13 protein-coding genes are annotated in these 13,342 nt (G+C 51.3%); 7 read left to right on the top strand and 6 right to left on the bottom strand.

Annotation, left to right across the window (positions count from 1 at the left end):
* Positions 1-23: 23 nt before the first annotated feature.
* Entirely contained in the window at positions 24-626 is a 603-nt protein-coding gene (locus tag ABD843_RS03015; RefSeq protein ID WP_345078310.1) for a superoxide dismutase, read from the bottom strand.
* A 237-nt stretch (positions 627-863) separates the two neighbouring features.
* Between ABD843_RS03015 and ABD843_RS03020 the strand changes: the two genes are divergently transcribed.
* The gene (locus ABD843_RS03020; RefSeq protein WP_345078313.1) at positions 864-1,652 is read left to right on the top strand and encodes a TIGR00266 family protein; all 789 of its coding nucleotides are present in this window, start codon (positions 864-866) and stop codon (positions 1,650-1,652) included.
* Positions 1,653-1,738: 86 nt separating this feature from the next.
* On the opposite strand, the gene ABD843_RS03025 is transcribed toward ABD843_RS03020, so the two are convergent.
* The gene (locus ABD843_RS03025; RefSeq protein WP_345078316.1) at positions 1,739-2,809 is read right to left on the bottom strand and encodes a branched-chain amino acid aminotransferase; all 1,071 of its coding nucleotides are present in this window, start codon (positions 2,807-2,809) and stop codon (positions 1,739-1,741) included.
* Between the two features lie 157 nt (positions 2,810-2,966).
* Here ABD843_RS03025 and ABD843_RS03030 point away from each other — a divergent pair, with 157 nt between their 5' ends.
* The 3 genes from ABD843_RS03030 (at position 2,967) to ABD843_RS03040 (ending at position 5,533) form a co-directional block, all read left to right on the top strand.
* Entirely contained in the window at positions 2,967-3,452 is a 486-nt protein-coding gene (locus ABD843_RS03030) for a hypothetical protein (RefSeq protein WP_345078319.1), read from the top strand.
* A 74-nt stretch (positions 3,453-3,526) separates the two neighbouring features.
* Positions 3,527-4,483 carry a hydrogen peroxide-inducible genes activator gene (locus tag ABD843_RS03035; protein ID WP_345078322.1) on the top strand — a complete coding sequence of 319 codons (957 nt, stop codon included), beginning with the start codon at positions 3,527-3,529 and terminating at the stop codon, positions 4,481-4,483.
* Between the two features lie 201 nt (positions 4,484-4,684).
* Complete coding sequence (locus ABD843_RS03040; RefSeq protein ID WP_345078325.1) at positions 4,685-5,533, top strand: murein L,D-transpeptidase catalytic domain family protein; 849 nt, start codon at positions 4,685-4,687, stop codon at positions 5,531-5,533.
* Positions 5,534-5,567: 34 nt separating this feature from the next.
* Here ABD843_RS03040 and ABD843_RS03045 read toward each other — a convergent pair whose 3' ends face one another.
* The 3 genes from ABD843_RS03045 to proS all read right to left on the bottom strand — a co-directional run bounded on the left by ABD843_RS03045 (position 5,568) and on the right by proS (position 7,718).
* Positions 5,568-5,798 carry a hypothetical protein gene (locus ABD843_RS03045; protein WP_345078328.1) on the bottom strand — a complete coding sequence of 77 codons (231 nt, stop codon included), beginning with the start codon at positions 5,796-5,798 and terminating at the stop codon, positions 5,568-5,570.
* Between the two features lie 116 nt (positions 5,799-5,914).
* A complete protein-coding gene (locus tag ABD843_RS03050) occupies positions 5,915-6,139 on the bottom strand; it encodes a hypothetical protein (RefSeq protein ID WP_345078331.1) in 225 nt (74 codons plus the stop codon).
* A gap of 100 nt (positions 6,140-6,239) precedes the next feature.
* The gene (proS, locus tag ABD843_RS03055) at positions 6,240-7,718 is read right to left on the bottom strand and encodes a proline--tRNA ligase (protein ID WP_345078334.1); all 1,479 of its coding nucleotides are present in this window, start codon (positions 7,716-7,718) and stop codon (positions 6,240-6,242) included.
* Between the two features lie 161 nt (positions 7,719-7,879).
* Here proS and ABD843_RS03060 point away from each other — a divergent pair, with 161 nt between their 5' ends.
* The 3 genes from ABD843_RS03060 to ABD843_RS03070 all read left to right on the top strand — a co-directional run bounded on the left by ABD843_RS03060 (position 7,880) and on the right by ABD843_RS03070 (position 11,823).
* Positions 7,880-9,097 carry a hypothetical protein gene (locus tag ABD843_RS03060; protein ID WP_345078336.1) on the top strand — a complete coding sequence of 406 codons (1,218 nt, stop codon included), beginning with the start codon at positions 7,880-7,882 and terminating at the stop codon, positions 9,095-9,097.
* A gap of 174 nt (positions 9,098-9,271) precedes the next feature.
* Positions 9,272-10,819 carry a hypothetical protein gene (locus ABD843_RS03065; RefSeq protein WP_345078338.1) on the top strand — a complete coding sequence of 516 codons (1,548 nt, stop codon included), beginning with the start codon at positions 9,272-9,274 and terminating at the stop codon, positions 10,817-10,819.
* Between the two features lie 152 nt (positions 10,820-10,971).
* Positions 10,972-11,823 carry an OmpA/MotB family protein gene (locus ABD843_RS03070; protein WP_345078340.1) on the top strand — a complete coding sequence of 284 codons (852 nt, stop codon included), beginning with the start codon at positions 10,972-10,974 and terminating at the stop codon, positions 11,821-11,823.
* A gap of 84 nt (positions 11,824-11,907) precedes the next feature.
* Here the strand turns inward: ABD843_RS03070 and ABD843_RS03075 are convergent, their stop codons facing one another.
* Positions 11,908-13,224 carry a porin gene (locus ABD843_RS03075; RefSeq protein ID WP_345078342.1) on the bottom strand — a complete coding sequence of 439 codons (1,317 nt, stop codon included), beginning with the start codon at positions 13,222-13,224 and terminating at the stop codon, positions 11,908-11,910.
* Positions 13,225-13,342: the final 118 nt, after the last annotated feature.

Here is a 13,342-nt window from a genome sequence, read left to right on the forward strand (position 1 = left end):
AGGTAATCTTTACAGAGAAGATATCACAGTGCTGCTTCGTAGCGCTTTGCTACTTCGGCCCAGTTCACTACGTTCCATATAGCGTTCAGGTAGTCGGGGCGTTTGTTCTGGTATTTCAGGTAGTAGGCGTGCTCCCATACGTCTATACCCAGTATCGGTGTACCCTTTACCTCGGCTACATCCATCAGTGGGTTGTCCTGGTTGGGGGTAGAGCTTACGGCAAGTTTACCATCGCTTACCAGCAGCCATGCCCAGCCGCTGCCGAAGCGGGTAGTACCTGCAGTGTTCATTTTTTCTTTCAGGCCGTCCAGCGATCCGAAGGTCTCGTTTATGGCCTCTGCCAGTTTGCCTGCTGGTGCGCTGTTGTTACCAACCAGTATGCTCCAGAAAAGAGAGTGGTTGTAATGGCCACCACCATTGTTGCGTACCGCAGCAGGGTAGGCCGATATGTTGCTCATCAGCTCTTCCAGCGACTTGTTCTCGCCATCGGTGCCGGCCAGGGCCTTGTTCAGGTTGTCTACATATGCCTGGTGGTGCTTGCCATGATGTATCTGCATTGTCTGTGCGTCGATGTGTGGTTCCAGTGCGTCGAAGCCATAAGGCAATGCGGGAAGTGTATGTGCCATAGTTTGGTTTTTTATTTGCTCAAAGTTACGCTTCTCGGCAGCAATATCACAGGGCTAACGGATAAGTAATATACATAGCGGTATAGTAAAGTTCTCTTCTTATATATAATTACCTCAAGCACAAACATGGCCCGGTCACCGTCGGTGAATGATAGGTGAATGCAGCATTTTTATCGGGAGGTGTTTTTTGAGTTCTGGTGTTGGCTTGTACTTTTACACCGTAAAAAAACAACAACTATGCAGAATCACGAAATAGACTATGTTATACACGGAGAGGAGATGCAGTATGTGGAGGTAGAGCTAGACCCCATGGAGACCGCAGTGGCCGAGCCCGGCAGCTTTATGATGATGGATGAGGGCATCAGCATGGAGACCATTTTTGGCGATGGCAGCCAGCAGCAGGGCGGTCTTCTGAACAAGCTCTTCTCGGCAGGCAAGCGCCTCATAGTAGGCGAGAACCTCTTTATGACCGCCTATACCAATGTAGGTACCGGCAAGAAAAAGGTATCGTTCGCATCGCCCTATCCCGGCAAGATCATTCCGCTGGACCTTATGAGGCTCGGCGGCCGTGTGGTATGCCAGAAAGATGCCTTCCTGTGCGCGGCCAAGGGTGTGGCCGTAGGTATAGAGTTCCAGCGCAAGCTGGGTACCGGCCTCTTTGGCGGCGAGGGCTTCATAATGGAAAAGCTGGAAGGCGACGGTATGGCATTCGTACATGCGGGTGGCCATGTGCTGGAGCGCCACCTGCAGCCCGGCGAACTGCTGAAGGTAGATACCGGCTGTATAGTAGGCTTCACCGGCACGGTGAACTATGACATACAGTTCGTAGGCGGTATCAAGAATACCCTGTTCGGTGGCGAGGGTGTGTTCTTTGCCACATTGCGCGGCCCCGGCACCGTATGGATACAGACACTGCCCATCAGCCGTTTGGCTGGTCGCATACTTGCCTATGGCGGTGGCCGCAGGAAGGAGGAAGGCAGCATACTGGGCGGCATCGGCAACCTCTTCGACGGCGACGGTCTGTAAACGACAAATGCTTTATAACAGAAGAACGGCAGGCTATATGAATAGCGTGCCGTTCCTTATTTATATATCGTCTGCACTTCTTATGCTCAGATGCGCACCAGCCAGTTGTGCGTATCGGTCTTGCGGCCATAGCGTATGTCTGCCAGTTCTTTCTTCAGCCAGTTGGCGTTCTCCCACTCTGTCAGCGGGGGTAGCTCCATCTTATCATCGCGATATGTAAGTGCATATATAGGCGCTATAGATGCCGCTGTACCTGTACCGAAGGCCTCTTTCAACTGGCCGGCCTTGTATGCCGCTTCTATCTCGTCTATGCTCAGCGGGCGTTCTTCCACTGTCACACCTTTTTCGCGCAGCAGGGTTATCACGCTGTCGCGGGTCACACCTTCCAGTATGGTATCCTGTGCTATATCGGGGGTCACTACCTTATCGCCCAGTACAAAGAACACGTTCATGGTGCCTATCTCCTGCACATACTTGTGCTCAAAGCCGTCCGTCCACAGTATCTGGTCGTAGCCCATTTCCTTTACCTTCTGGGTAGGGTACATGCTCATGCCGTAGTTGCCGGCCGCCTTTGTGAAGCCTATACCACCGGGGAATGCACGCACATACTCGTCGTGTACATATATCGATACCGGCTTGTTGTAGTACGGGCCTGCAGGACTGGTGATGATGATGAACATGAACTTCTCTGCCGGGCGCACACCTATGAACTCATCTACGGCCAGCATAAAGGGGCGTATGTAGAGCGATGTATCTTCCGATGTAGGTATCCAGTTGCGGTCCAGGTCTATGAGCTGGCGCAGGCCGTCTATGAACAGCTCTTCGGGCACGGCAGGCATGGCCATACGTTCGGCCGAGCGATTGAAACGTTTCCAGTTGTCATAAGGACGGAAGATGATGGGGTTGCCCTGTGGGTCTTTGTAGGCTTTTATACCTTCGAATATAGCCTGCCCATAGTGCATAAAGGTGGTTGCCGGGCTCAGGCTCAGGTCTCCGTAGGGTTTTATTTCGGCTTGCTGCCAGGCGCCATTCTCATAACATGCCACAAGCATGTGGTCAGAGTATACCTTGCCGAACTGTATATTGGCGGGGTCTACTTCATTTATCCTGCTTTTCGATATTTTCGTTATGTTTATGTCTAGTGCAGCAACGCTCATATTTCACAATTTATATTAATGTGATATTCCCTATTTTTGCGCAAAGAAACGATTTTTTTCGGGAAATGGCTACCGTTCACGGCCATATGTGTGGTGGCGGGAAGGGAAAGGCGGTAGTTGCCGTTTTATATAGCATTTAATAAGCACGGATAAGAAGATGAATTTGATAAGCTCCGACATAGTTACAACTGAATATGATGTTTTCTGGCAGGATATCAGCAGTTTTGTTAAAGAAGATATGGGCCCTGCGCCGGTGCTGGTCATCACAGGCCCGCTGGCAAGTGGCAGCACCGATGAGGTACAGCTTCGCAAAATGCTGGATGCATGCAAACTGCAGCCGGGGCAGTACAACATAGTAGGTATAGCCGAGGGGGCAAAGGCCGCCTGGCACCAGTTCAGGCACAGGTTATCGCCCAGGGTAGTGCTGCTGCTGGGTATAGACCCCGGCAGGCTGGGTATATCGGCCCTGTTCAGGCTGTGTGAGCCCAACAGGTTCGATGGCGCCATATGGCTGCCAGCACCCGCTATAGCCGCCATGGAAAGGGAACCCGAGGTAAAGAAACAGCTCTGGCTGTCGGCCATGAAACCAGTACTGGTAGATAAGATATTCGGCGACCTAACATCTGCTGAAACAATGTTATAGGATGTTTATATTATTGGTATAGATCTTTTCTATATCGCTTATTAATTGTATGTTTGTGGCATATATCCCCCATTATGACCATAACGCAATTAGAGTATGTAGTAGCAGTGGCCACCTATAAGAGTTTTGTTGCCGCCGCCGAGAAATGTTTCGTTACGCAGCCCACCCTTAGCATGCAGATCCAGAAGCTGGAAGATGAGCTGGGCATAAAGATATTCGACCGAAATAAACACCCCATAGCCGTTACCGATATGGGGGCCATCATAGTAGAGCAGGCGCAGACCATACTGGCCGAATGTGAGCGTGTACAGGAACTCATAAATGTGCAGCAGAAGACCCTTACGGGTGTGTTCAGGTTCGCGGCCATACCCACTGTGGCGCCTAATATACTGCCCTCGCTGCTGGAAAATTATCCCAGCGCCTATCCCGGGGTAAAGCTGCAGGTGAAAGAGCTGGAGACCCACCAGGTGATAGCTGCCCTGCGCAATAACGAGATAGATGCCGCCCTTGTAAGCACCCCGCTGGAAGAGAACGGTATAAAGGAATATCCGCTGTTCTACGAGCCGTTCGTGGCCTATTTCAAACAGGGAGAACCCGCGCTGAAAAAGAGGCTTATAACCCCCGACGACATAGAGCTGGACCGTATATGGCTGCTGAACGAGGGCCACTGCATGCGCAACCAGATAATAAACCTGTGCAGCGACCAGATACAGCGCCTGCAGGCCGAACGGCCCTACAGGTACGAGTCGAGCAATATAGAGACACTGCGCAAGATGGTAGAGAAGAACGGTGGTATGGCCGTACTGCCGGAGCTGGCCACGCTAGAGTTCAATGAGGACCAGGTGGAGAACATCCGTTACTTCGAGGCGCCCGAGCCGGTGAGGGAGATAAGCCTGGTCACCAGCAGCCATTTTGTGAAGGACAGCGTACTGCAGAGCCTCACCGACGAGATACTGAAACTGGTACCCGAAAAAATGCGTGTGCAGAAGAAGAACCGCAAGGTACTGCGCATACAGAGTGCCAAACTATAACTAAGACAGAGATAAAGAATAGGGCAGGGCATACCGTAGGTATGCCCTGCGTGTTTCTTGTTTTGTCGTGCTTGTGTAAAATATTGTGTATCTGCGATATGAACGTATGAGATCTAACTAAAATTTAGCTTTGCCGGTAACGGTCGTTTAAGTAAAAGTGTATCTTTGTCACTGTTCAAAAATTCAAGTCAGCAAAAAGAAATGAAGCAAGTGACGAAGCTATTGGTTTGTGTGTGTGGGTATTTCATTCTTGCCCTTTCTTTCAATATAGTTATTGCCAACGAGGCGAATGCAGTAAGTGAATCTGCGAAAATGGAGAGCTATATCGCATCGCTCTACCGCCGCATCGATTTCAGCAACAGCGAGCGTATATCGTATACCGTCTTCAACAATGCCATGCGCGGCTACCTGAACCTGAGGAATGCAGGCAAGCTGACAGGTGAGAAAGAGATCATCACCATCTGCGACCTCAATCAGCCCTCTACCTTCAACCGCCTTTGGGTCATAGACCTGGCGACAAAGAAGGTCCTGTTCAACTCGTATGTGGCACATGGGCAGAACACCGGCGAGGATTGCGCCATGACCTTCTCTAACAAAATGAACTCGCACCAGAGCAGCCTGGGCTTTTACATCACTACCGATGTATATAAAGGAGAGCATGGCACATCGCTGCACCTGCAGGGTATGGACCAAGGCTTTAATGATGCTGCCTTTGAGCGCGATATAGTGGTACACGGCGCCGAATATGTGAGCGACAAGTACATAAACGATAACCAGCGCCTGGGCCGTAGCTGGGGCTGCCCTGCAGTGCCTGTGAAGCTGGCAGAGCCCATTATCAATACCATAAAGGACGGTACCTGCCTTTTCATCTATTACCCCGATACCAGGTACCTGGCCAACAGCTACTGGCTGAACAGGAAGATGGCGCCATTGCCCGACCAGCAGCTGCACGACGACATGATGCCGCTGGAACTGGAACAACCCCGCATGCGTACCATACAGTACATACACAACGGCAAGATAGATAGCGTAAAAAAAATAGCCCGCTAGTATAGCAGGCAAAGGAAGAACAGAGTTATCGTCGTTACTCTATCAGCTTACATTCGGTATATGCCTTAGCGCCCTGTGGCTTATAAGTGCGCTCTTTGCACCTGTAATTGGCCGTTTTCCGGTTCATCTCCCACAGGTCGTAGTTGGTGGTGCGACTGTAGTAATTGGTACCGTAAGAGGTGCATTTGCATACATATGTTTTCTTGCAGGAGAACAGACCAACAGTGAATATAGCGCACAACGCAAGGAATAACATTCTCTTCATACCTACATACTTTTCGTTTCGAAACAGGGATATCCGGCTGCAAATATACATACTGAATTTAACAGATGCATTATTGCAACAAAATAATATAGGTATAGTACAGGGATAACGAATTATTACCGGCCCAGCGTACATTTCAGGTCTACGGTAGTGGTGCCTTTTACGGTAGGACCACTAAGGGCGCCGCATTCGGCCTCGGCATCCTTCTTCTTTTGCTTATCCAGCGTACGGGTACTTATTACGGTAGCGCCGTTAGTGCAGGTGCAGGTATACACCTTCTTGCAGGAAAAGAACATCATAGCGAATACTGTGATGGATATGGCCGGAATGACTTTTTTCATATCGTGCTTCGATGGTTTTCGTACGGTAAATATACACGTTTTACGGAAAAAGAGCCGCTGCCGCGAGGTCATCGACCCCGGGGCAGCGGCCCTGTGAGTATCAATATGCCCTTGCGAACAGTACGCGCTGCGCAGAGGGCTTACCGGTAAGTATACAAGCGCCGGCCTCCTGCTCATTGTTCAGCGGTATGCAGCGTATGGTAGCTTTTGTCAGTTCTTTTATCTTTTCCTCTGTTTCGCCGGTACCGTCCCAGTGGGCCGATACGAAGCCTGCCTGCTCGTCCAGTATCTTTACGAACTCATCCCAGCTATCGGCCTTCCTGGTATTCTCGGTACGGAAGGTGAGGGCCCTATTGTATAGGTTGTCCTGTATCTCGCTCAGCAGGCCTATCACATGCTCGCCCAGGCCATCCAGTGATACGCTGGCCTTTTCGCCCGTATCGCGGCGTGCCACTTCGGCCACATTGTTCTCCAGGTCGCGAGCGCCCAGGGCTATACGCACGGGTACGCCCTTCATTTCGTACTCGGCAAATTTCCAGCCCGGCCTTGTGGTGTCATCGTTATCATACTTCACGCTCACGCCATTGGCGCGCAGTGTTTTCATAAGGGCAGCGGCGGTATCGTTTATCTTGGCCTGTGCAGCAGCATCTTTGCTGAAGATAGGCACTATCACTACCTGCATGGGAGCCAGCTTAGGAGGCAGCACCAGTCCTTTATCATCGCTATGCGACATGATAAGGGCACCTATCAGGCGGGTAGAAACGCCCCACGATGTGGCCCATACATGATCGAGGTTGTTCTCCTTGTCGCGGAAGGTAACATCGAACGCCTTGGCGAAGTTCTGCCCCAGGAAGTGCGATGTGCCGGCCTGCAGCGCCTTGCCATCCTGCATCAGCGCTTCTATGCAGTAGGTGTCCTCGGCCCCGGCAAAGCGCTCGTTGGCGCTCTTTACGCCGCGCACCACGGGTACGGCCATATACTGCTCGGCAAATGTGGCATATACTTCCAGCATCTTGCGGGTCTCTTCTATGGCCTCGTCGCGGGTGGCATGTGCCGTATGGCCTTCCTGCCACAGGAACTCTGTAGTGCGCAGGAAGAGGCGGGTACGCATTTCCCACCTTACCACATTGGCCCACTGGTTTATGAGCAGCGGCAGGTCGCGGTAAGACTGTATCCAATCCTTATATGTGTTCCAGATGATGGTCTCCGATGTAGGGCGTACTATCAGCTCTTCTTCCAGCTTGGCCTCGGGGTCTACTATCACGCCGCCGCCATTGGGGTCGTTCTTCAGCCTGTAGTGGGTCACTACGGCGCACTCCTTGGCAAAACCATCCACATGGGCGGCCTCCTTGCTCATGAAGCTCTTGGGTATGAAGAGGGGGAAATAAGCGTTCTGGTGGCCTGTCTCTTTGAACATGCGGTCCAGCACGTCGCGCATGTTCTCCCACAGGGCATAGCCCAGGGGTTTTATCACCATACAACCCTTTACTGCAGAATAGTCGGCAAGGCCCGCCTTCAGCACGATGTCGTTATACCATTGGGCATAGTCGTCTTTACGAGATGTTATTTCTTTTGACATAGGATATTTCTGGCACGCTTTTGGCACTAACTATGTAAACCACTTATCTACAGTAAAGTTACATGCGACCGGATGTGTTAAAATTTGTCCGGAGTGCGGCCACGATCGCGCAAAAGTAGTAATTTCACTGTGGTTATTTATCATAAAAGACCAACTTCAAAATGAGACGTTCCGTATTGACAACTCTTCTGCTTGCGGCCACGCTGCAAGGTGCGTACGCGCAGACCGATGACATATATGCCACCGGTGCCGACCAGAGCAAGACAAGCGCGAAAGAACAAAGGCGCGAGCGCAGACAGAACGAACAGAACACCAACCCCGATCCTAACCGCTTCGACAGCCCGAACAATACACAGGGCGATGACCGCTCCTATATGCCCGATACCTATCAGAACCAGGGCTATGAGAACGGTGAGGACTATGTGGACTATGATGACGACTATAGCTATAGTACACGCATCAACAGGTTCGATAATGACTTTTATAACATGGGCTACTATAGCTCGTTCTACAATCCCTTCTGGTACAACCGTTACTGGTACGATCCTTTCTGGGGTTATAACCCATGGAGACCAGGTATTTCTGTGGGCTTCGGCTATGGCCCGTACTGGAGCTCGGCCTGGGGCTGGAACACATGGTGGGGCTATGGCGCATGGGGAAGCTACTGGAACTATCCATACTATGGTATGGGCTGGGGAAATCCCTACTGGGGTGGTGGCTTTTATGGTGGCGGCTACTACGGCAATTACTGGAACAGCTATTATGCCGGTTTCGATGGCGGACGCAGTTACCGTACCACCACTTATGGACCACGCCAGGCGGTAGGCCTCAGGAGTGGTGGCAGCGGTGTTACCCAATACCGCAGCAGCACTGTGAACCAGTTGGGCCTGCGCAATCCTTCGCCATCTACCCGCAGCAATGTAGGTATGTACCGTGGCGCCAACGATAATGGCGGTGGCCGCGGCTGGCGCAATGCACAGAACACCGGTACCGGCAACCGCACCTACCAGGATGGCGGCAGGCAGCGCAGCGGCTGGGGCACGCGTGGCACCGCGCAGGACCAGGGCAGCAGGCCGCAGGGTGGCCGCAGTTTCTGGGGCAATGTACGCAACAACATAGCGCAGCAGCCTGATGGCGGACGCAGCATGGATAATGGCTCTCGCCCATCGCAGGGCACCTTCAATGATGGTGGCGGCCGTGGCTGGGGCAATAATCCCGGTTCCAACTCAGGTGGCGGTGGCCGCAGTTTTGGTAGCGGCAATCCCGGCCGTAGCTTCGGAGGCGGTAACTCAGGCGGTGGCAGCTTTGGCGGTGGCCGTAGTGGTGGCTCTTCCGGTGGCGGCGGTGGTCGCAGCGGCGGCGGCGGTGGCCGCAGATAATATTATGATATGTGGTTAAAGAAATTGTAAAAAGGCATTGTTACCCGTGTGGCAATGCCTTTTTCTATTGATCGGGTATGGTTTTTGTACTTTCTTTGCCGTGGTGGCCTGCAGGAGTAGGGGGAAGTGTGCAGGCATTTTTTACTTTCATTCACCGGTACAGTCTAACACACTATGCGTCACAACCGTTTGTTCCTACTTGCATCGGCCTTTGGCCTGGGCCTGCCTGCCGCTGTGGCACAGGATGTAAATATGGCCTATTATCTTGCTAATGTCAATACACAGGGTACGGCCCGCTCTATGGGCTTCGGCAATGCGCTGGGCTCTATAGGTGGCGACTACAGCGCTACCAGTGTCAACCCTGCGGGGCTTGGCATATTTCGCCGCTCCGAGCTGTCGTTCACGCCATCGCTGCGTACCAGTTCGGCCAGCAGCCAGTATCTGGGCTCTGTAACAGCCGATAATAATGTGCGGCTGAATTTGAACAGTTTCGGTATGGTATTCACCGATGCGCCCAAGGGCAAACGGTATGAACGCCGTGCATGGAAGGCCATATCGTTCGCCTTTGGTATGAACCGCGTAGTGGACCTGAACCGCGATCATACATATACCGGTGTGAATACCACCAGCTCTGCCTCACAGGCCTTTGAGGCCGATGCCAACCAATATCCCGGCGATGCACTGAGCCAAAGCCCGTTGAGTGTGCCGGGCTATCTTGGTTACCAGGCCTACCTGCTGAACCAGACCGCCGCGGGCGAGTTTTACAGCATAGTACCATATGGTGGTGGTGTGCGCCAGAGCAAAACAATAAAGGAGAGGGGCAGGGTGAACGAATACACCATATCGCTGGGGGGTAACTACCGGGAGCAACTGATGCTGGGCGCTACGCTGGGCATACCATCTATAAAATACTCGGTGACCAGTAGCTATAGCGAAACACTGGCGCCGGGCAATGTAGAGCCCAACCCATATCAGTTCTCTTCCTTCAGGTACGACCAACAGCTGGATGTGACCGGTGTAGGCATAAACCTGAAAGTAGGCGCCATATACAAGATAGATGAAAAGATACGCGTAGGTGCGGCCCTGCATTCGCCCAGCTACTATGCGCTCGATGAGACATATACACCCGGTGTGGTATCTACCATTGCCGGTACTGTGACACAAGTGACCACGGCTACCAATTTGGTGGCCTCCAACAGGTTCAATTACAGCCTTACTACTCCATGGAGGGGTATACTGAGCGCCTCATACATATTCAAGGGTAAGGGCTTCATAACCGCCGACTATGAATATGCCGATTATGGCTTCCTGCGGTATACTTATCCCATATCTGATGGCTATGGCGGTAATTACGATGCACAGGAGACCGCTATGAACGATGCCCTGCTGAACAAATATGGCTCTACATCCAACTTCCGTATAGGGGGAGAGGCGCTGCTTACCAAGTTCTTTATGGCTCGCGCTGGTTTTGGCTATTATGGTAACCCCTACAGGGCATCGGGTATGGATGGGTCGCGTATGGATATAAGTGGCGGTATCGGTTTCCGCAGCAACGACTTCTTTGCCGATATAGCACTGGTGCATAGTGCATATAGCCTGCAGAATGCACCCTATAGTATAGACTATAGCTATGTTACGTCCGGCCCGCTGGCAGCCATACCTATGGCCGATACAAAGTTCAATAGCAACAATATAGCATTCACGGTAGGCGTGAAATTCTAGTAACACATTGTCTTTCAGCGAAAAATACCTGACCTAATTGGTAATGCCGTTGCTTTTTTGGTTTTTTCTTAACTGAATTTTCAGGCAATATTGAATAGTTTTGCCGCTGACTTGGTTTTATCAACATCCATTTTATTCATTGATCATTTATTATGAAGCTAACACACATTTTGTTCGTAGGGGCAGCATCTGTTGCCATGTTCTCATGTAGCGCTCCCAAGAAGTTGAAAAAATGCGGAGAGAACTATACAAAACTGGATAGCGTGTACCGCCAGTTGATACTGGAGAACGCAAAATGCCAGACCCAGCGCCAGGCCGACCTGGATAAAATGAAAATGCTGGAAGCACAGCTTGCCGATAGCAAGGCCAACAGCAACCAGGTGCTGAACCAGTTGAAGGACCTCTCCGTTATATCGGGTTCGCAGGCAGAGAGCATCAAGAAATCGCTCGATAACATAGGTGTGAAGGACGCTTACATAAAAGACCTCCAGTCTGCCATCAACCGTAAAGATTCGCTGAACATGGCACTGGTGATAAACCTGAAGAGTGCCATAGGCAACCTTGATGACAAGGACGTGAACGTGAAGGTAGACAAGGGTGTGGTATATGTAGATATATCGGACAAGATGCTCTTCAAGAGTGGTAGCTATGATGTTACCGATAGGGCACAGGAAGTACTGGGCAAGGTGGCCAAGGTCATCATCAACCAGCCCGATATAGAGTTCATGGTAGAAGGCCATACCGATAATAAGGTATACAAGGGCAATGGCGCACTTGTAGACAACTGGGACCTGAGCGTAAAAAGGGCAACGGCCGTGGTGCGCATACTGCAGAACAAGTACCATGTACCACCTAACCGTATGACGGCTGCAGGACGTGGCGAATACATGCCTATAGCTACCAACGATACCAAGGACGGCAATGCTACCAACAGGCGTACACGCATAGTGATACTGCCTCAGCTGGATCAGTTCTTCAAGCTGCTGGAAAAGCCTAACAACTAATTCAGTTTCGATATAAAATAGTAAGCCCCGACATATAGATGATGCCGGGGCTTATTCTTGTGTATACTAAATGATATTCTACTATCAGAACCTGAATTGCACACGGCAGGTGAATATATTATCTTTCAGGTCTTTGGTATAACCGCTTATGGCCGTAGACTCGTTCATAATGTGGTCGTAGAAAAGCGTTAGCTTGGTATGTGCGTTCAGCAAGCGCATATAGCCTATACCCAGGGTATTGTATCGTACATCGGCAGCCGTATAGCCGTATGTCGGGTTCACTTCTGTGCCTTTTACCAAACGGTTAGGGTCATACCAGTCGAATTTCAGTATCGACAGATGTTTGGTACTGCCCAGGTGCTGTATGTAGTAAAAGTAGGCACCATCGAACTGGCGCACATATAAGGGCGCTACCGCACTGCCTGCTGCTACGGGATACGAACCGGGTGTTTCCGACGTGGCAGCGGTGCCCGTTTGCAGGCCGCGTATATATTCAGCCCTCAGCTCGCTGAACCCTTTTTTGTTCGGGATCTTTATCTGCATATCGCCCCCTATATAGTGCCTGGGCGCTACATAGCCGGTGTTCGATGCCAGGGAATCGCTCAGCATTGAGTAGCGGCCACCGCCTTTGCTGTTCCTGTATATCAATGGCGACTGGCTGACTATGCCGCCATAGAAACCCGATACACTTGCCGATATGATGATGCCGGATCTTTTCAGTGTCCGTGGCTTTACCGAGAACCTGCTTATGATATCCTTATGGCTATCATAGTCGGCAGGGCCGGCAAGTCCCTGGCCATTGAAAACGCCTATATCATATTTCATCCAGCGAAGCACATGGCCTTTCCTGCGGGTCTCGAATGTAAGCATGGCGCCTATATCTCGCTCTGTCTTCATTAGTATCTGCGACATGCGGCCGCGCTCGGGCGCTTCGCGGTCAGAGGAGGAGAAGTTGGCCTCGAAGCCCATGGGGCGGGCGAACATACCTGCCGTTACTGCGAACATCTCTACCTTGTTCTCGAAGAACCTGCCCCAGAAGTCCCTTATGGCCACACCACGCTCTGTACCGTCGAACTGGAAGGCGAAGTAGGCCAGGGGTTGATTTTTTTCGTTATTGTGCAGGTAATCTACGCGTATACGTCCCCTGCGCAGCATGAAGCGGTTATTGGAGTTGGGTGCGAAGTCGCCACCGGAGTAGTTCTTCACGCCTTTGTCCTGTGCGTATTGGAACTGTGGCTGCATATAGCCACCGAAACGGAGACGGTCGTGCTGCTGGTATATGGGGTAGATACCCTTGCCAAGCGCAGTACTGGTGTCCATCATGTCGGTAAGGAAACGCTGACCATGGGCCGATGAAGAGAATAGGAGAAGAGAATATAAAAGGTAACGACCGGAACGCATTCAATAAATTTTGCGCAAAAGTACGTTTATCTCATTGCAATGTTAACACAAGATGAATTTAATGTTATCTAACTTGCAGGAATGTATAACTGCCGCCTGCTGAACGGGATATGACAAA

The sequence above is a fragment of the Nemorincola caseinilytica genome, assembly GCF_039540515.1.
Classification (GTDB): domain Bacteria; phylum Bacteroidota; class Bacteroidia; order Chitinophagales; family Chitinophagaceae; genus Nemorincola; species Nemorincola caseinilytica.